20 protein-coding genes and 1 pseudogene are annotated in these 17,463 nt (G+C 68.1%); 11 read left to right on the forward strand and 10 right to left on the reverse strand.

The genetic code is table 11. The features are described from left to right. Nucleotides 1-40: 40 nt before the first annotated feature. On the reverse strand, nt 41-1,852 hold the full coding sequence (locus ACN0TP_RS06910) for a glycerol-3-phosphate dehydrogenase/oxidase (protein ID WP_417218222.1): 1,812 nt from the start codon (nt 1,850-1,852) through the stop codon (nt 41-43). 194 nt (nt 1,853-2,046) lie between these two features. Between ACN0TP_RS06910 and ACN0TP_RS06915 the strand changes: the two genes are divergently transcribed. From ACN0TP_RS06915 to ACN0TP_RS06925, 3 genes and pseudogenes are all read left to right on the forward strand, one after another. After that, entirely contained in the window at nt 2,047-3,075 is a 1,029-nt protein-coding gene (locus ACN0TP_RS06915) for an MIP/aquaporin family protein (RefSeq protein ID WP_417218021.1), read from the forward strand. A 103-nt stretch (nt 3,076-3,178) separates the two neighbouring features. After that, nucleotides 3,179-3,602: pseudogene (locus ACN0TP_RS06920) on the forward strand (heat-shock protein HtpX). A gap of 106 nt (nt 3,603-3,708) precedes the next feature. Beyond that, the gene (locus ACN0TP_RS06925) at nt 3,709-4,002 is read left to right on the forward strand and encodes an antibiotic biosynthesis monooxygenase family protein (protein WP_417218023.1); all 294 of its coding nucleotides are present in this window, start codon (nt 3,709-3,711) and stop codon (nt 4,000-4,002) included. A gap of 102 nt (nt 4,003-4,104) precedes the next feature. On the opposite strand, the gene ACN0TP_RS06930 is transcribed toward ACN0TP_RS06925, so the two are convergent. Further along, nucleotides 4,105-4,758, reverse strand: coding sequence for an isocitrate/isopropylmalate family dehydrogenase (locus tag ACN0TP_RS06930; protein WP_417218025.1), 654 nt, complete (start codon nt 4,756-4,758; stop codon nt 4,105-4,107). Nucleotides 4,759-4,814: 56 nt separating this feature from the next. Here ACN0TP_RS06930 and ACN0TP_RS06935 point away from each other — a divergent pair, with 56 nt between their 5' ends. Continuing rightward, nucleotides 4,815-5,741 carry an excalibur calcium-binding domain-containing protein gene (locus ACN0TP_RS06935; RefSeq protein WP_417218027.1) on the forward strand — a complete coding sequence of 309 codons (927 nt, stop codon included), beginning with the start codon at nt 4,815-4,817 and terminating at the stop codon, nt 5,739-5,741. Nucleotides 5,742-6,088: 347 nt separating this feature from the next. Then, nucleotides 6,089-6,646 (forward strand): HNH endonuclease family protein, encoded by a 558-nt coding sequence (locus ACN0TP_RS06940; RefSeq protein ID WP_417218029.1) that lies wholly within the window; start codon nt 6,089-6,091, stop codon nt 6,644-6,646. A gap of 4 nt (nt 6,647-6,650) precedes the next feature. Here the strand turns inward: ACN0TP_RS06940 and ACN0TP_RS06945 are convergent, their stop codons facing one another. Continuing rightward, nucleotides 6,651-7,124 (reverse strand): hemerythrin domain-containing protein, encoded by a 474-nt coding sequence (locus ACN0TP_RS06945; protein ID WP_417218031.1) that lies wholly within the window; start codon nt 7,122-7,124, stop codon nt 6,651-6,653. Next, nucleotides 7,121-7,594 (reverse strand): carboxymuconolactone decarboxylase family protein, encoded by a 474-nt coding sequence (locus ACN0TP_RS06950; protein WP_417218032.1) that lies wholly within the window; start codon nt 7,592-7,594, stop codon nt 7,121-7,123. The genes ACN0TP_RS06945 and ACN0TP_RS06950 overlap by 4 nt, the downstream gene beginning before the upstream one ends. Before the next feature lie 143 nt (nt 7,595-7,737). Between ACN0TP_RS06950 and ACN0TP_RS06955 the strand changes: the two genes are divergently transcribed. Together ACN0TP_RS06955 and ACN0TP_RS06960 are read left to right on the forward strand one after the other, a co-directional pair. After that, a complete protein-coding gene (locus ACN0TP_RS06955; RefSeq protein WP_417218034.1) occupies nt 7,738-8,625 on the forward strand; it encodes a DNA-formamidopyrimidine glycosylase family protein in 888 nt (295 codons plus the stop codon). A 17-nt stretch (nt 8,626-8,642) separates the two neighbouring features. Further along, complete coding sequence (locus ACN0TP_RS06960) at nt 8,643-9,107, forward strand: hotdog fold domain-containing protein (RefSeq protein ID WP_417218036.1); 465 nt, start codon at nt 8,643-8,645, stop codon at nt 9,105-9,107. A gap of 38 nt (nt 9,108-9,145) precedes the next feature. Here the strand turns inward: ACN0TP_RS06960 and ACN0TP_RS06965 are convergent, their stop codons facing one another. Both ACN0TP_RS06965 and ACN0TP_RS06970 read right to left on the reverse strand, forming a co-directional pair. After that, nucleotides 9,146-9,829 carry an SDR family oxidoreductase gene (locus tag ACN0TP_RS06965; RefSeq protein WP_417218038.1) on the reverse strand — a complete coding sequence of 228 codons (684 nt, stop codon included), beginning with the start codon at nt 9,827-9,829 and terminating at the stop codon, nt 9,146-9,148. 116 nt (nt 9,830-9,945) lie between these two features. Continuing rightward, nucleotides 9,946-11,163, reverse strand: coding sequence for a glycosyltransferase (locus ACN0TP_RS06970; RefSeq protein ID WP_417218040.1), 1,218 nt, complete (start codon nt 11,161-11,163; stop codon nt 9,946-9,948). 81 nt (nt 11,164-11,244) lie between these two features. Here ACN0TP_RS06970 and ACN0TP_RS06975 point away from each other — a divergent pair, with 81 nt between their 5' ends. Continuing rightward, complete coding sequence (locus tag ACN0TP_RS06975) at nt 11,245-11,943, forward strand: TetR/AcrR family transcriptional regulator (protein ID WP_417218042.1); 699 nt, start codon at nt 11,245-11,247, stop codon at nt 11,941-11,943. 75 nt (nt 11,944-12,018) lie between these two features. On the opposite strand, the gene ACN0TP_RS06980 is transcribed toward ACN0TP_RS06975, so the two are convergent. Further along, a complete protein-coding gene (locus ACN0TP_RS06980) occupies nt 12,019-12,309 on the reverse strand; it encodes a hypothetical protein (protein ID WP_417218044.1) in 291 nt (96 codons plus the stop codon). Between the two features lie 416 nt (nt 12,310-12,725). Here ACN0TP_RS06980 and ACN0TP_RS06985 point away from each other — a divergent pair, with 416 nt between their 5' ends. The 3 genes from ACN0TP_RS06985 (at nt 12,726) to ACN0TP_RS06995 (ending at nt 15,010) form a co-directional block, all read left to right on the forward strand. Continuing rightward, nucleotides 12,726-13,397, forward strand: coding sequence for a DNA alkylation repair protein (locus tag ACN0TP_RS06985; protein WP_417218046.1), 672 nt, complete (start codon nt 12,726-12,728; stop codon nt 13,395-13,397). 55 nt (nt 13,398-13,452) lie between these two features. Beyond that, nucleotides 13,453-14,082, forward strand: coding sequence for a hypothetical protein (locus tag ACN0TP_RS06990; protein ID WP_417218048.1), 630 nt, complete (start codon nt 13,453-13,455; stop codon nt 14,080-14,082). Nucleotides 14,083-14,149: 67 nt separating this feature from the next. Further along, nucleotides 14,150-15,010 carry an alpha/beta hydrolase fold domain-containing protein gene (locus tag ACN0TP_RS06995; RefSeq protein WP_417218050.1) on the forward strand — a complete coding sequence of 287 codons (861 nt, stop codon included), beginning with the start codon at nt 14,150-14,152 and terminating at the stop codon, nt 15,008-15,010. Between the two features lie 37 nt (nt 15,011-15,047). Here ACN0TP_RS06995 and ACN0TP_RS07000 read toward each other — a convergent pair whose 3' ends face one another. From ACN0TP_RS07000 to ACN0TP_RS07010, 3 genes are read right to left on the reverse strand one after another with little or no spacing between them, the layout of a single operon-like run. Then, on the reverse strand, nt 15,048-15,236 hold the full coding sequence (locus ACN0TP_RS07000) for a tautomerase family protein (RefSeq protein WP_417218052.1): 189 nt from the start codon (nt 15,234-15,236) through the stop codon (nt 15,048-15,050). Nucleotides 15,237-15,238: 2 nt separating this feature from the next. After that, nucleotides 15,239-16,720, reverse strand: a complete 1,482-nt coding sequence (locus ACN0TP_RS07005; RefSeq protein ID WP_417218054.1) for an aldehyde dehydrogenase — start codon at nt 16,718-16,720, stop codon at nt 15,239-15,241. After that, nucleotides 16,713-17,462, reverse strand: a complete 750-nt coding sequence (locus tag ACN0TP_RS07010) for an alpha/beta fold hydrolase (RefSeq protein ID WP_417218056.1) — start codon at nt 17,460-17,462, stop codon at nt 16,713-16,715. The genes ACN0TP_RS07005 and ACN0TP_RS07010 overlap by 8 nt, the downstream gene beginning before the upstream one ends. Nucleotide 17,463 lies beyond the last annotated feature (1 nt).

The following is a 17,463-nucleotide window of genomic DNA, read 5'->3' on the forward strand; positions in this document are numbered from 1 at the left end:
GGGTCGAAGATTCGATGTGTGCGGGGAACCCGGGCCGCCCCTAGGTGCCGACGGGGCCAGAGGTGCCGGCCGATTCCGGCGGCGACCCCGGCTTCAGTCCCGCATCGGGGGGCGGCCCCAGGGATGCCATGGGAGCGATGTCATCGACGCGCAACCGCGTGGCTTCGGCCGTCGCATCATTGGCATCGGCCTCCGCTGCCGCCTCCGCCGTGGCCCGGGCCGTGTATGACTCCACCTCCCGCTGGCGTCGGGCCTCGTCCCAGCCCAGGACGTCGGACATCAGCGCAGAGATTTCGTCCAGTGCCGCCAGCCCGCGGTCACGGACCTCGTAGTTCAGCCGCGTACGGTGCAGCAGGACGTCCTCCAGATGGAAGGCGCCCTCATGGCTCGCCGCATAGCTGATCTCGGCCCGCAGGTAGGCGGGCGCGTGCTCCAGCGGCCGGGCCAGCGACGTGTCCGCGGAACAGAGGGCGACGATGTCGGTGATCAGCGATCCGTAGCGGTGCAGCAGGTGGTCGACGACTGCGTCCGACCACCCGTAGATCCGCGCATAGGTCCGGCTCCAGTTGCGCTGGACCTCGAGGTTGACCGCGCCCAAAAGCGGGACGTTGCTGGTCACCGAGGGGTTGTTCCGGGCCTGGGAGCCAAGCGCGAAGTCCACGGCGTCCTCCGCCATGATGCGGTAGGTCGTCAGCTTTCCGCCGGCAATGACGGTCAGTCCGGGTGCCGGGGAAGCGGTGGTGTGTTCGCGGGAGACCTTGGCGGAGGAGGTGCCCTCCTTCGTTCCCGGCTGCAGCAGTGGTCGCAGGCCGGCCCAGGTGCCGATGATGTCGTCGCGGGTCAACGGCCTGGCGAGGACCGCGTTGGCATGGTCCAGGATGTAGTCGATGTCGGCCGAGGTGGCGACCGGATGCTGGAGTTCCTGCTTCCAGGGGGTGTCGGTCGTGCCGATGACCCAATAGCGGGACCAGGGGATGACGAAGAGGACACTCTTTTCGGTTTGGAGGATCAGCCCGGCCTCGCCGCGGATGCGTTCGCGCGGCACCACGATGTGCACGCCCTTCGACGCCAGGACGCGCAGCCCGCCGCTGCCACCGGCCAGTGCCTCCGTCTGCTCGGTCCAGACGCCTGTCGCGTTGATGACGTGGCGGGCGTGGACGCGCAGCTCGTCCCCGGTTTCCAGATCACGCAGGCGTGCACCGTCGACGCGTCCGCCCGCGTTGTGCGTCAGGTCGATGACTTGCGTCCTGCTGGCGGCCTGGGCCCCATGCGAGACGGCTGTGCGGACGAGGGTGCAGACCAGGCGGGCATCATCGACCGAGGCGTCCCAATAGCGCAGGGCACCGACGGCGGCATCGTGGCGCAGGTCCGGAAAGAGCCGGTTCATCCCCTTGCGTGTCAGATGTTGGTGGAGGGGAAGCGCCCGTTTTCCTGGGGTCAGGCTGGCCAGCGTGTCATACAGGGCGATTCCGGCTCCGACGTAGCCGCGTTCCCAGATCCGGTGTTCCAGCGGGTAGAGAAATGACACGGGGCGGACCAGATGGGGGGCAAGCTTGGAGATCAGCTGGTCCCGTTCAGTGAGCGCCTCGTGGACCAAGTGGAAGTCGAGCATCTGCAGGTAGCGCAAGCCCCCGTGGACCAGCTTGCTGGACCGGCTGGACGTCCCTGAAGCCCAATCCTGGGCCTCGACAATGGCCGTGCTCAGCCCGCGGGTCACCGCATCCAGTGCGGACCCGGCACCCGTGACCCCGCCGCCGACGACCAGGACATCGAGTGGCTCCGCGGCGGTCGTGGCCTGCAGGGTCTCCAGGGCGGCGCTCCGCGACTGCGGAGTCAGGTCGGAACTAGGCAAAATCACGTGAGCCTCCAATGCCGTTCACTGTGCCTAGAGTCACACCAAAGGTCCTCCGGCACAAGAGCCCATGGGGCAGCGTCAGCGATCTTCGTTCTTCCCTAGCTAAGCGCCCCGCCGAGCGCTAGTCTTCGTGCAAGCCCGATTGCCCTGCACAAACGGTGCGCCGCAGCGGACTGCCGAGGAGGTTCGACGTGAGTGACATCGCCCCGATCCGAAGCGCTCTGCGAGGCGCCGTACGCAATGGAAGTGGGCTCAAACGGCTGGGCGGAACGTGGGGGGAGGCACTGGCGGAATTTCTGGGGACATTTGTCCTCATCCTCCTGGGCGACGGATCCGTTGCCATGGCAGTGGCGGCATTGCCGGGATCGGGCCGCACTGCGGGAGCAAACATCTTCTTCCAGGGGTCCGGCGACTGGATGCTGATCGCCTGGGGCTGGGCCTTTGCCGTGGCCTTCGGCGTGTACATCGCCGGCGGGGTCAGCGGCGCGCATCTCAACCCGGCCGTGACCTTGGCCTTCGCGGTCCGGCGCAAATTTGCGTGGAAGAAAGTGGGGCCGTACATCCTTGCCCAGGTCGTCGGCGCCTTTGCCGCCGCGGCCGTGGTGTACGCCGTGTACTGGCAGGCCATCGATGCGTTCAACCACGCAGCGAAGACCGCCAGGGACGCGGCCGGAGGCCTGGCCACGTATTCGATCTTCGCCACCTTCCCTGCCCCGTATTACAACGGAGACAATTTCGGGCCCCTGGTGGATCAGATTGTCGGCACCGCACTTTTGCTGATGTTGATCGCCGCTGTCATCGACATGCGCAACGGCGGCGTCAAGGCCAACCTGGGCCCCCTCATCATCGGATTCAGCGTCGCGGCTATCGGCATTTCATTCGGCGCCAACGCCGGGTACGCGATCAACCCTGCCCGCGACTTCGGCCCCCGGCTCTTCGCATGGATGGCCGGCTGGGGGGATACGGCGCTACCCGGCACGATCGACGGTTCGTTCAGCTGGTATTTCTGGGTTCCCATTGTCGGACCCGTGGTGGGCGGCCTGATCGGCATCTTCTTGTACGACCTGTTCATCGGTGACATCCTGCACGCCCGGTTCCGGCTGCAGGAGTTGGAGGGGGAGTCAGGGCCCGGCACCGAGGAAAATGCACCAGGCTCCTCGGCCGATACGACGGGCCGGGGCGCCGCAGCGGACCCGCCGCACGCATCAGACGAGGAGTAGCTGGTTGCCGATCCCCTTCTGGTTTATGTGGACATGTCTCCCGCCATCGCTTCTTTGCCGTCGAAGCCGCGGATCTGCCCGCCTCCACGAGGAACACGAACCCATGACCGCGAGCGGGACCAGCACGAAGCCGTCAGCCTTGTTCGTCTGCGTCCACAATGCCGGCCGTTGGCAGATGGCCGCCACGCACCTCGCCGCACTGTACGGCGGGGCCATCGAGGTCCGTCCCGCCGGATCCGAGCCGGCCGATTCGGTCAATCTGGCGGCAGCGGCGGCCCCGGCGGAGGGGGACCGACCTGTCCGCCGAAAGTCCCAAGGTCCTCACCATCGACGCGGTGCGCGAATCAGACATGGTGATCACCATGGGCTGCGGCGACTCCTGCCCGGTCTTGCCCGGGAAACGCTACGAGGACTGGGCGCATGAGGATCCCGCCGGCCAGGACCTCGACGCCGTGCGGCCGATCCACGATGACATCCGATCGCGCATCGAGGGCCTGATCAAGTCCCTGGCGCCTGCTGTCCGGTAGGGCGGTCGGAGCGACGGGGCGTGACGGGTGCGACGGCGGTTCGGACCGTGCTGCGATAGCTTGGAAACATGAGTGGTCCGGAGGTGCCGGGCCCGGAAGGAGCGCCGTGTCCGTCGTCGTCATCAATGCCCTGAATGTCCCCGTCGAAGCCGGGTCGGAGCTCGAGAGGCGCTTCGCGGCACGCAAGCACTCGGTGGATGGTCAGCCCGGGTTCGAGGGCTTCCAGCTGCTGCGTCCCATCGCCGGCGACGACCGGTACTTCGTCTACACGCAGTGGGCCACACGCGAGGACTTCGAGAACTGGCGCGACCAGCGCGCCCCGCACGACCACTCCAAGGGCGCACCGGTGGCCACCGGCATGGGCCTGCTTGAGTTCGAGGTCGTCGATCTCGGAGATTAGCCCCGAAACACCAGCCACGCAAGGACTGGGGACGACGATGGGGCTGCAGCTCCGTCGTCGTCCCCAGGTGGTGATCGGTTCGGGCCGAGAATCCCGCTAGTGCTACCTGGCGGCCGACAGAGCGTCCGACGTGATCCGGCCGGCGATGGCACCCCCCAGCTGCCCGGTCGTGCCAGTGCCACCGAGGTCGGGGGTCAGTACCGACATGTCCCGTTCGGCGAGGACGCCTTCGAACCCCGATTGCACGGCCGCGCCGGCCTCGTGCTCGCCGAGGTGCTCAAGCATCATCGCAGCGCTCCAGATCTGGCCCACCGGATTCGCGATCCCCTTCCCGGCAATGTCCGAGGCCGAGCCGTGGACCGGTTCGAAGAGGCTGGGGAATCGGCGTTCGGGGTTGATGTTGCCGCTGGGGGCGATGCCAATGGTCCCGGTGCAGGCCGGGCCGAGGTCGGAGAGGATGTCCCCGAAAAGGTTGCTGGCGACCACGACGTCGAACCAGTCCGGGTGCAGGACGAAGTTCGCGGCCAGGATGTCGATGTGGAACTTGTCGACATCCACCTCCCACGACAGGCCGGTTGTGGCCTTGCCGCGGACGTTGAAGGTAGTTGCCGGATAGTCCGTGTCGTCGAAGTAGTCGTAGTCGGACGTGAAGAAAAAGAGCAACCTGGCCGTTGCCGCGGTCGCCAACCCGCAGAACCCTGCACAGCTGCGAATGGAGTCGGCAGGACTGGCCTGATCGTTACGTGCAAGGTTCAAGTACCCCCGATATGCTGTGGGCATCTGATTGATTTATCGCCCTGGGGGGGAACTACTTGACCGCATCATGGGGGCTTCAGCCTGCCCCGAAGAAGACCCGAGGACCACGCTTCTGGATCGCGCTCGCCGTGGCCGTCGTCGTCCTGATTCTCCTGCTCATCGCAGCGCCCGTCGTCGTGGCGTTCCTGGCAGTCCTGGCATTGGTCTTCGCCCTGGTGGTGCTGTTGATCGGGCGCGGCCGGTGGGCCCGGATCCCGCACCGCAAGGCGGCAGCCGGGGTCGCCGGCGGGGCGCTGGTCCTGATCGTCGTCGCCGCTTCCCTCACGGGTCCATCGGAGACGGCCACCACGCCAGCTGCCGATGCCGCGGCCCAGGAAACCCCCGCCCCGAGCGCGGAGCCGGAATTGGCCAGTTTCGTGGGCGAGGCCTGCGAGGGTGATCAACTGGTCATGACGCAGGACGGGGAGAGCAACTACTGCGACGCGAACGAGGGCGGGTCCTTCGTCTGGGTTGCGGCAGCCGACCATGAGAAGTCGGAGGCGGCGGTCGTAGCCCTCGCGTCCCAACAAGCGGCGGACCAGGCCAAGGCCCAGAAGGCCGCGGCAGCCAAGGCGGCAGCCGAGGCCAAGCAAGCCGCCCGGGACAAGGCCGCTGCAAAGGTCAAGGCCGAGAAGGCCGCGGCCGAAAAGAAAGCCGTCGAGCAAGCGCAGGCCAAGAGGGCGGCACAGCAGGAGAGTGCCCGCAAGGCGCAGGCCGCCCAGGCCACACGGGACGCCGAAAGGAAGGCCGCCGAGAAGGCATCCGCTGTTCGGAAGCAGAGCTACGTCGCCCAGCCGGTGGTACCGCAGAAGCCCGCGTCGACGTCGGCTTACTACAAGAACTGCACGGCCGTGCGTGCCGCCGGGGCCGATCCCATCCACGTCGGCGACCCGGGATACAGTCGCAAGCTCGACCGCGATGGCGACGGTGTCGGTTGCGAGTAGACGCTGGGGTCCACCGTGGCGCGGTAGGCTGCGGCAGGCGATGGATCGGTGTTCTCCTGGCCGGAGCCGTTGGATTGGGACTCGCCGGCTGTGGGGACGCAGGTGCCACGCAGCAGGCGGGACCAATCGTTATCACGACCGAATCCGCGGGGCCGGGCCCGCTCGTCGTCTGGTCCGAGGCCCCGACGTCCGCGGCGTCGCCGGCGGCGGTTGTTCCTTCCGAGATGCAGGCGGCTCCACAGGAGACGGCGGGTTCGGCCGCTGTACAGACACCGGCGCCCAAGCGGTCAGCACCCGCTTCGAAGAAGCGATCCGAGGGCCCGGCGGCGGGAACGGTCCTGGCCCAATTGGCAACCCTGACCGTGAAGGGGCGGGCCCCGAAAACCGGGTATGAGCGGTCGAACTTCGGCTCCGGCTGGAAGGACCCCGACCGCAACGGCTGCGACGGACGCAATGACATCCTGCGCCGCGACCTGACCGCCGTGGTGGCCCGTCCGGGGACCCAGGGGTGCGTCATCACCTCGGGCATCCTCCACGACCCCTACACCGGCAAGTTCATCGACTTCGTCCGCGGGCAGGGGACCAGCAACGCGGTCCAGATCGACCATGTCGTGGCCCTGTCCGATGCCTGGCAGAAGGGTGCCCAGCAGCTGGGGGCCGACGAACGGATCGCGCTGGCCAACGACCCGCTGAACCTGCTCGCCGTTGACGGGCCAACCAACGCCTCCAAGGGCGATGGCGATGCAGCGACCTGGTTGCCGCCGCGGAAGTCCTACCGTTGTGCCTATGTGGCACGGCAGACCGCCGTGAAAGCGAAGTATGGCCTGTGGGTCACCCGGGCCGAACGCGATGTGATCCAACGCATCGTGACGAAGCAGTGCCCGGGGCAGAAGGCGCTGCGGTAGGCCGTCAGGCTCCGGCGCGGGCGCAGATCCAGCCGTCGGGGGTGGTGCCGGAGTCGATGAACTCCTGCAGCCGGGCCGTGGCGTCGGCGTCCAGGGCGGCGTCGGCCTGCGGGTAGATGATCGGTTCCTCCTTGGAATTGTGCGCATCGAGCACCGAGAGCAGCTCGGCGCAGGTCGAGACGAGCTCGGCAGGTGCCGCGCCGCCGTCGTGCTGGTCGGTGAGCGTGTCCATCAGGTCCCACAGGGTGCCGTGTTCGCGTTCCATGACCAGGATGGGCATCATCAACCCGGCCTCGCGCAGGGGCGGGAAGAGGAAGGCCTCCTCGAGGTAGATGTGCCGACGCAGGGCGGACAGCGCGGCCAGCAGGGCGTCGTCGTCGTACATGCCGGTGCCGGTCCCCGCGGTGTAGGCCTCGATGCCGCCATCGATTTCGCGGTGTTCGCGCTCCAACGCGGCGCTGAGGGTGCCGGCGCTCATGAGGCGGACCCGGCGGCCGGGAGTTCCGGCAGGGCCTGGCGCGTGGTGATGGCCATCCGGTTCCAGGCGTTGATGGCGCAGATCGCCATGATGAGCACCACGATGTCCTGCTCGCTGAACTCCGCGCTGGCCTGGGCCCAGGTCTCCTCGGAGACGCCGCCTTCGCCGATGAGGGTGACTTCCTCGGTCAGGGTGAGGGCGGCCTGCTCGCGGGGCGAATAGAGGTCGGGCGCCTCCTGCCATCCGGCGAGGACGTCGAGGCGGCGGTCATCGACCCCCGCGGCGCGGGCCTCGCGGCCGTGCATGTCCAGACAGTAGGCGCACCCGTTGATCTGGGAGGCGCGGATCTTCACCAACGCCAGCAGGTCCTCTCCGAGGTTGCCCGCGTGGATGTACTTCTCCAACGCGAACATGGGCTGGTAGGCGGCGGGGTCGACGTCCTGGATGGACAGGCGGGGTGCAGATGACATGGTGGTGGATCCTTCGGGTGGGTACCGGCGGCAGCTGTTGTGCCGTCCATTTCACCTTCCCGCTGCGGCCCCGCGCTGTCAATTGGCCGAAAGTCGGTGACGCCGCCGGGCGTGCCGCGTCCGGGACGGGGTTAGGGTGGACCATGCCCGAGATGCCCGAAGTGCAGGGTCTCGTGGACTTCCTGCACCAGCAGCTGATGCCGCCCGATGCGGCGCCGGCCGTGATCGCCGAGGTGGAGGTGCTCTCCTTCTCGGTGCTGAAGACCGCTGCCGTGCCGCTGGCGGAGCTGGGCGCCGGGCCGGTCTCCTCCGTGGGCCGCCGCGGCAAATTCCTGGTCATCGGCGCCGGGGAGGCGCAGCTGGTCATCCACTTGGCCAGGGCCGGCTGGTTGCGCTGGTCCAACGCGCTGAAACCCGGGCCGCTACGGCCGGGAGCGGGTCCAATCGCCGTGCGGGTGCGCTTCGCAGCCCACGACGGTTCAGGGGCCCAGCCGGGCTTCGACCTCACCGAGGCTGGCACCAGGAAGTCCCTGGCCGTGCATGTGGTGCACCAGCTGGAGGACGTCCCGGGGATCGCCCGGTTGGGCCCGGAGGCGTTGGACGTTCCGCGCCGGGACTTCGCCCGGATGGTCGCCGGATACGGTGGCCAGATCAAGGGGCTGCTGCGTGACCAGACGGCGCTCGCCGGGATCGGCAATGCCTACAGCGATGAGGTCCTGCACGCGGCCCGGATCTCCCCCTTTGCCATTGCCGGGAAACTCGACGCCGCAGCGGTGGATCAATTGTTCGACGCGATGCATGGCATCCTGGACGCGGCGGTGGCCGATGCCGCCGGGAGGCCGGCCAGCCAGTTGAAGGACTCCAAGCGCAGCTCCCTGCGGGTCCATGCCCGGGCCGGGGAGGACTGCCCGGTCTGTGACGGGACGATCCGGGAGGTCTCGTTCGCGGATTCGTCGTTGCAGTACTGCCCGGGCTGCCAGACCGGCGGCAAGCTGCTCGCGGACCGCCGGACGTCCAGGTTCCTGAAGTAGGCGGTAGCATCCCCGGTATGGCCTCGACCTATGACCTCTACCGCAACCTGGCGGCCCGTCCGCTGGGCCGCCGGATCTTCTCGGCCGCCTACAGGCTCAAGGTGCCCTACTTCCGCTCGGTGCGCCCGCGCGTCGTCGAGATGTCCCCACACCGGGCGGTGGTCCAGCTCAGGAAGCGGCGGGCGCTGCACAACCACCTGGGCACCCTGCACGCCATCGCCATCGCGAACGGGCTCGAGGCGGCGATGGGCCTGCTGGCCGAGGCCACCGTGGGGCCGCGGAGGCGGTGGATCCCCAAGGGAATCACGTTGGACTACCTGGCGAAGGTCCCGGGCGACGTCCGCTGTCTGGCGGAGACCGATCCCCGGGACTGGGACCACGAGACGCCCTTCGAGGTGGAGGTGCGGGTCGGTGCGCAATTGCGCGATGGCACCGTGGTGGTCCGTGGAACCATCCCGATCTGGGTCACCGACCGCACGTAGGTGCCGCACCGCCCCGTGGGCGGCACGGCACCGGGGCATCAGGCCAGTGCATCGGCGATGGCCGTGTCCCCGTCGTAGAAGTTCACCGTCTGGCGCACGGCCGCGTTCGCTGCGATGACGTGGGTGATGACCGCCGCGACGTTCCCGCGCGAGGTGTTGCGCTCCTCGCCGTCCGGGTCGCGGCCATCGAGTGAGCCGTCGGAGGCGGCGAGCCGGATCTGGCCGGTGGCCGGTTCCAGGGTCAGCATGCCGGGGCCCAGGATGGTGTAGTCCAGCCCCGTGCCGCGCAGGTGCTCATCGGCGTCGTGCTTGGCCTGCGCATAGGGGTAGAACGAGTTCTCCGAGTCCAGGTTCCCGACGTCCACGGAGGCACGCGAGTAGGAGACGATGACGAACCGCTTCACCCCGGCCTGCTCGGCGGCGTCCATGGACCGCACTGCCGCCTCGAAGTCCACGGCCCGGGTGCGTTCGGGGGTCCCGCCGCCGGCGCCCGCGGAGAAGACCACTGCCTGCGCGCCGGAGAAAGCCTCGGCGAGCTGGTCAACTGTCGCGGTTTCGATGTCGAGGACGACGGCGGTGCCGCCTGCCGCTTCGACGTCGCCTGACTGTTCCGGGTTGCGGATGACGGATTCGACGGCGTACCCGGCCGCCGTGAGCTGGGGTGCGGCGAGCAGGGCGATCTTGCCGTGTCCGCCGAGGATGACGACGCGTTCTGCTGACATGTGGGGCTCCTTCTGCACCGCTGCCGGTGCCACGGTTCGCCCGGCCGTCGGTGTGGGTCCGGCCGGGTCCTTCCAAGGGGCATAACGTGTGGCGCGGCCGGATATTCCTGGGTCCCTCAGTCGACGGTGTGCCGGATGGCCCGGACCACCGGTGCGACGCCGTCTTCGCGGGCGATGAGTCCGGCCAGGTGGCGCGCGCGCTCGGCAAAGCTGGGGGTCCGGATGGCCGCGGCGACGGCGGAGGCCACCGCGCCCACCGTCGCCTTCGCGTACGGGACGGGGGCCGGACCGGCCCCGAGCGCGTGGACGCGGGCGGCCCAGAACGGCTGGTCGGTGAAGACCGGGACGCCCACCGAGGGGATCCCGGCGCGCAACGCGGCGGCAGTCGTTCCCGCACCGGCGTGGTGGACGGCCGCGGCCATCCGCGGGAAGAGCCAGGCATGCGGGACATCGCCGATGCCGAGAACGTGCGCGGTGTCCACCCCCTCGGCACCCTGGAGCACGGCACGGACTCCTGCCCGGGAGGCGACGTCGAGCATGAACTGTGTGTCATGGGCCGCGGTGCTGCCGAAGCCGATGAACACCGGTGGTGGGCCCGCGGCGAGGAATTCCACCAGTCGAGGCTCCGGAGTCCAGCCGGGATCGACGTGGGGCCACCAATAGCTGGTGGTCTCCAGCCCGGCGTGCCAGTCGCGGGGCCGCGGCACCACCGATGGGCTGAATCCGTGCAGGATCGGGGAGCGGTGCCGGCGGCGCAGGGCCTCGGAGGCACGCCTGCTGCGGGGCGGCAGGCCCAGCTCGCTGCGGATCCGCGCCGAGGGCCGGTCGTACGGGGCACGTGCCGCGGCCATCAGGGTGCCGAGCAGGCGGTTGCCCGGGCCCGTCAGCGAGCGGGCCAGACCCAGCGCCATCGGGGGATGGGCGCTGCTGGACTCGAGGGGCTGCAGGTGTGCGCCGATGACGGGGATGCCCAACGCTTCGCCAATGTCGTAGGCGTAGGGGGAGATGCCGTTGGCCAGGATGAGGTCCGCGCCGGCCTGGGCTGCGGCCAGGGTGCCGGTCGCCGCATGGTCCAGGTAGGCGGTCAACTCCGCGAGGTAGCGGCGGATGTCGACCGGTCGTGGTTTCGTCCCGGGGGCGGCCGGTGAAACCAGCGCGGACATGTCGCCATCCAGCGCATGGAATCGTGCACCCGAGCCAATCGCGAGTTCACGGTAAGCAGGGTTGGCGGCCAGGGAGACGTCGAACCTGTGATCGCGGGTCAGGGCAGCGCCCAACCCGGTCAGGGGTGCGACGTCGCCGCGGGTTCCGGGGGCGACCATGAGGATGCGCATGCCAGTCCTTTCGATGATACGAACACTGTTCGCAGTTACTAGGATAGGGGTAGATCCCCCCGACGATTGGACCGAGAACCCATGGCCTCCCCAGACCGCACCCGGGTATGGCTTCGTTCGACGGACCGGAAGGGGGGACCGGCGCCGGCGCACTCGCTGGACTCGATCGGGGCCGCGGCCGTCGGATTGGCCGACGCCAGCGGCCTGGCAGGGGTATCGATGCGCAAGGTCGCCGCAGCCATCGGGGCCGGGGCCGCCTCGTTGTATCGGTATGTCGCCTCGCACGATGAGCTGCTGGAGGTCATGGTCGACCGGGTGGCCGGTGAATACGATTTGTCGCCCTCGTCGGAACCGGCTGCAGACCAGCTGCTCGGGTTGGCGCTCCAGGGCCGCAGGATCATGCATCGGCACCCGTGGCTGCCACCGTTATTGCTCACGCGGCCGTCCCTCGGTCCGAATACCCTGGCCTATCTGGAGTGCGCCCTGGAATCGATGGCCGGCGTGGACCTGCCGGAGCCACGCAAGCTGGAAGCGATTGCGTCGCTGACGGCCATCACGTCAGCCTTTGTGCAAAACGAGCTCTCCGCGATCCCGGCGGTGGAGAGCGCGGGCACGGAGCCGGCTGTCCCCTCCCACCTCGCGGCGGCACTGGCCTCCGGACAGTTTCCCCGACTGGCCCGGGCGATGCTCGACGCCCGCCCGGCCCGGGAGCCGGCGGATGACGTGTTCTCCGGCCTGGTCCGCCGGCAGCTCCGCGGCGAGGGCATCACCTGTCGCTGAGCGGACAGGTGACATGGGCCAGGGTGCTGACGTCCGGGCACACACCGTGCCGGATCGCCCGGCCCCGCCGGCTGGTTACTTCCAGTCGTCGTAGTACTGGCTGTTCTTCCCGTAGTCGGCGTCCAATTCCAAGCGCTGCATCCGGTGATCGCTGGGCTGTGCGGCACACGACGAGGTGATGGTGACCTCCACCCGGGATCGGGAGGCTCCCTCGACGATCTTGGCGGTGGCCCCCAAGGCGCCCTTGTGGAAGTACACGGCCCGCTTGGACGGGTCCGTGACCTCGTTTTTCTTCTCCCACTGCTCGGCCAGCAGGTACCGGTCCATGCGGTCCAACGCCTCGTTGGCGACGGCACGGGACGTCACCGGTGCTTCGGCCAGCCCGATCCACGCGGTGTTCGTTTGGGGGCGTCTTCCTCGGGACGCAGGCAGGTCTGTTCCCGTGCCTTGTGAACCTGGAGCTCCAAGGAGCCGTGCGACGTGTCGAGGAGCCCGGTCAGTACGGAACCGACTTCCTGCCCGAGTGCTGCCGACGCGCTCGAAGCCTGGGTGGGGTCCGGCGTCGTCGTCGTGGAACAACCTCCGAGGAGTGGGATGACGGCTGCCGTGATGGCAACCACCACTGCGGCCCGGGCGCTCCGGGGCATCGGGTCACTTTTCCAGGCTTTCGGTGCTCACGGTTTCCAGCTTGTCATAGGCGAAGTCTTCGGGAGCCCTCGATGTCACTGGCCGGGGGCGGGGCATAAAGTGGAGTCCTACACGCCAGCGAACCGGGGGAAGCCATGTCGAGCAGCACGGTGGACGAGCTGATGGCCGAATTGGCCGACCTCGAGAACCCGAAAATGCGCGCCGTCAACGAGCGCCATGGCGACGACCACGGGGTGAACCTCTCAGCACTGCGCGCCATCGCCAAACGCCTGAAGACCCAGCAGCCCCTCGCCCGGGAACTCTGGGCCACCGGCGACACAGCGGCCCGCCTGCTGGCCCTGCTGGTCTGCAGGCCCAGGGAGTACGACGCCGGTGAACTGGACGCGATGCTGCGCGACTCCCGGGCGCCGAAGGTACAGGACTGGCTGGTGAACTACGTCGTCAAGAAGAACGCGGACGTCGAGAACCTCCGGGTGGCCTGGATGGACGATGCCGACCCCGTGGTCGCGAGTGCCGGCTGGGCGCTGACCAGCGACCGGGTGGCGAAAAAGCCAGAGGGCCTTGACCTGCCCGGCTTGCTGGACACGATCGAGGCGCAGATGAGGCAGGCCCCGGAGCGGCTGCAGTGGGCCATGAACCAGACGCTCGCCACGATCGGCATCGAACACGAGGAGCTGCGCGCACGCGCCTTGGACATCGGGGAACGACTCCAGGTCCTGAAGGACTACCCGACGCCGCCGAACTGCACCTCACCCTTTGCCCCCGATTGGATCAACGAGATCGTCCGGCGCAGGGCGACCGTCTGACGGGCCCACCGCCGCAGTCGTATGCTCGAAGGAGACGAGCAACCAGGAGGACGCGGTGAGTGGATGGCGGGACACCCTGCAGGACTGGGGTCTGGCGTGGGCGGGTGTTACCGATCGCGAGGCCGAACTCGACGGTGAAGGAATCCGTACCACCGACCCGAACGGCATCACCGAGCACCTGGTGGCCTGGCCCGGTGGCGGCGCCGAACGCGTGGTGGAGGATGTGCGGTCGCGTCCCGGGGCGCTGACCACCCTGGTCGCCGACCCGGGCGAGGGGATCCTCGACGGCGCGGCGCCCCGCGGGTTGGTGCCCGTGAGGCGTGCGGTCCTGCTCACGGCAGCCACCTCGGAACTGGAAACCACATCGGCCCTGCCCGGCACCGGCGGACTGGAGGAAGCACCCCTGGACCGGTACGACCTGGTGGAGGCCACCGAGCACGGCCGTCCGGTCGCCAGCGGCCGCGTCCGGGTCGAGAATGGCGTGGCGGTCATCGGCTATCTCAAAACCCACCACCCGGACACCAGCCCGGCCTTCGGCGAGGCGGTGCTGGCCGCCCTGGTCGAGGAGGCCTACGTCCACGGCGCCGACACCCTCTACACCGTCGTCTCCGAACGCCAGGTTCCCCGCTACACCGGCACCGGCTGGACTGTCGCGGCACACGTGATCACCTTCCGCAGCCCATAAGGGAGCGTCCATGTCGATCATTTCGAGACCCCTCATAGCCGACACCATGGCCCGTGCTCTGCAGACTATGACACGGGTGGCAGGACGCAAGATCGCCACCGAGGCGTCACGTCGGCTGCCGGAATTCGTCGCCACCCGAAGCGACCTGTCGATCCCCACGCGCCTGGGCACCGCACGGGCGACCGTTTACCGAGCGCCGGGAAGCCGGGCTTCGGCACCGGTGCACGTGAATTTCCACGGAGGCGGCTACGTCCTGGCGACCACCGAATTGGACGACCCACTCTGCCGTGCAGTGGCCATGGCCAGCGGATCCACCGTGATCAACGTGGACTACGTCGTTTCCCCGCAGCATCGGTTTCCGCACCCGCCACAGCAGGCCTTTGAAATCGTCAAATGGATTGCCGCCCACGGTCAGAAACATGGGTGGGATGGCAGTCGTCTGAGCATCGGAGGGCAAAGTGCCGGTGGTGGGCTGGCCGCAGCGGTTGCCCGCCAGGCGCTGGAACTGAAAGGCCCGGACATCGCCCTCCAGATCCTCCATTACCCGCCATTGGACCTGTCCGTTCCCGCCGGAAGCAAGCCGTCGGCCAGCGACAAGCCCACGCTGAGGCCGTGGATGGGTGCCGTCTTCGACTCCGCCTACGTGCCCGACCCGGCCATGCGCGGACATCGGTTTGCGTCCTCTGCGTCCGTCGGCGACACAGCCGATCTCACCGGCCTGGCACCGGCTATGGTCATCGCTGCGGAACTGGACATCCTGCGCGGCGAAGCCAGACGGTACGCGGACCGGCTCGACGCCGTCGGCGCCCTGATCGAATACCGGCAGATCCAAGGCGCGGATCACGGATACGACGGGAACGACGACGTCCGGGCCCGGGAGACGTACCTGGTCATGGCCGAACGCATCAGGAATGCCACCTCGGAGTAGCCGCGAGCACGGGTTGTTTGCAGCCGCCCCGGTGTGGCTACTGCCGTTCGGCGATCGTCACATCCGCCCGTGACCAATGGGTCTTCGGGATCTCGCGGATGATCACTGTCGTGTTGTCCGGGGCGGCTCCGATGGACTCCTCGGCCGCCCGGTGCAGTGCGGAGACCAGCGAACGCAGCTGCCCGGGGGACCTGCCCTCGGCAATGGATACCTCGATCAACGGCATGCTCAGCCCCTCATCACGAACGGATCCGACACGGGACCCTCATCGGTGTTGATCCACACGCTCTTCAGACGGGTGTATTCGTTCATGGATTCCAGTCCGTGCTCAATGCCGACACCGGAGGACTTGAAGCCCTGGCGTGGTGACATCGGGGACATGGCCCGGTAGGTGTTCACCCAGATGGTCCCGGCTTCAAGGCGGGTGGCCATCCGGTGGGCACGGGCCAGGTTGTTGGTCCACACCCCGGCCGCCAACCCGTAGTTGGTGTCGTTGGCCAGCGAGAGGACCTCATCCTCGGTCTCGAACGGCATGACCGCGGCGACGGGGCCGAAGATCTCTTCGCGAACCACCCTCATGGAGTTATCCACGTCCGTCAGCACGGTTGGTTCATAGAAGTAGCCGGGCAGATCCACCTGGGGCCGCCCGCCCCCGGTGACTAGCTTCGCGCCCTCGGAGACGCCGAGATCCACGTAGGAGGAGACCTTCTGGTGTTGGGCGTCGAAGGCCAGGGGCCCGAGTTCGGTTGCTTCGTCCAGGGGGTCGCCGATGACAATGGTCCTCGCCCGCTCCGAGACCTTTTCCAGCAGTTCGTCATAGACCGAGCGGTGGGCAAAGACGCGGCTGCCGGCGATGCAGGTCTGCCCGGCAGCGGCGAAGATGCCCGCGACGACACCCATGGCGGCGTTGGATACGTTGGCGTCTTCGAACACGATATTCGGGCTCTTGCCGCCAAGTTCCAGGGTGCAGCCGATGAATCGGGCGGCCGCGGATGCGGCGATGGAGGATCCGGTGGCGGTGGATCCGGTAAAGGAAATCTTTGCGATCGCAGGGTGCTCCACCAGCGCGGCTCCGGCCTCGGCCCCGAAACCGGTGACTACGTTGATCACGCCGTCGGGGAAACCGGCCTCGGAGGCCAGTTCGGCCAGCCGGAGCACAGTGCGTGAGGTGTATTCGGAGGGCTTGATCACCAGGGTGTTTCCGGCAGCAAGAGCTGGGGCCAGCTTCGATGTCGTCAACGTCAGCGGAGAGTTCCAGGGGGTGATCGCACCAACCACTCCGAGCGCCTCGCGCTGGGTGTAGTTGAGGATGAAGGGAGAGTTTGCCGGGATCTGGCTTCCCTGGACCTTGTCGGCCAGGCCGGCATAGTAGTAGTAGTACTCGGGAACGGAGGCCAGCTGGCCTCTCATCTCGCGCAGGAGCTTTCCGTTGTCAAGGGATTCCATGCGCGCCAGTTGCTCGGCGTTTTCGCCGACCAGGTCACCGAGCCGACGCAACAGGTGTCCGCGCTTGGTGGCGCTGAGGTTCCGCCAGACCGGGTTCTCGAAGGCGGCTTGTGCCGCTCGGGCTGCGACCTCGACGTCGGCGGCAGTGCCGCGAGCGGCCTCGTAGAGGGGTTCCAGCGTGGCCGGGTTCGTACTGGTGAAGTATTCGCCACTGGAAGGGGCCACGGATGTGCCGTTGATGAAATGTCCAAATTGCTCAGGCATCGGATGCTCCTGTCGATTCGTCGATGAACCCGGTGACGAGCCGGGCGAGTTCGTCCGCTTCCTGGACCGGAAGCATGTGCCGTGCGCCGGAGACGATCGCGGTGCGGCATCCGGGAATGGCTGCCGCCAGTCGGCGGGTCATCCCAGGTGTGGACCCTGGGTCGAGTTCCCCGGTGACCGCCAATGCGGGGCCTCGGATCTTTCCCAGTTCCGGGCCGATTTCCGCATCCCCGGTCGCAAAAACCCGGTAGGCGTACAGGTAGGAAGCGACGTTGTTGGCGTACAGGGTCGAACGGGTGGCCTCAACGAGATCCGGTCCGACCCCGCTGCCCTGGGGGTACCAGCGCTCTATCGATGCTTCGACGCTGGCGGGAAAGTCCCGGGCACCCATCTCCAAACGTTTCGCCACGGCGGCGGCTTCGGAAGCAGTCCGCTGGCACACGGAGGAGACGCTGGTCAGTGAAGCCACCCGATCAGGGTGGTAACGAGCCACGTGCTGGCCGATCAGGGCACCCAGGCTGAAACCGACCAGGTGGCAGCATTCGGGGATCCGTTCCAGGGCGTCCTCGGCCAGTTCGGCCAGTGTCGTTTGCCGGGCCAGGGGCGGCTGGCCCCCGTGCCCGGCGAGGTCGACGGCGACCATCGGCCTCGCGGTGAGATGCGCAGCCGCGTTGATGAACGGACCCCACATGGTGTGATCGAGGCCGACACCATGCAGCAGGACGATGGGTGTGTCGGACATG

The sequence above is a fragment of the Arthrobacter sp. genome (assembly GCF_048266065.1).
In the GTDB taxonomy this organism is placed as follows: domain Bacteria; phylum Actinomycetota; class Actinomycetes; order Actinomycetales; family Micrococcaceae; genus Arthrobacter_H.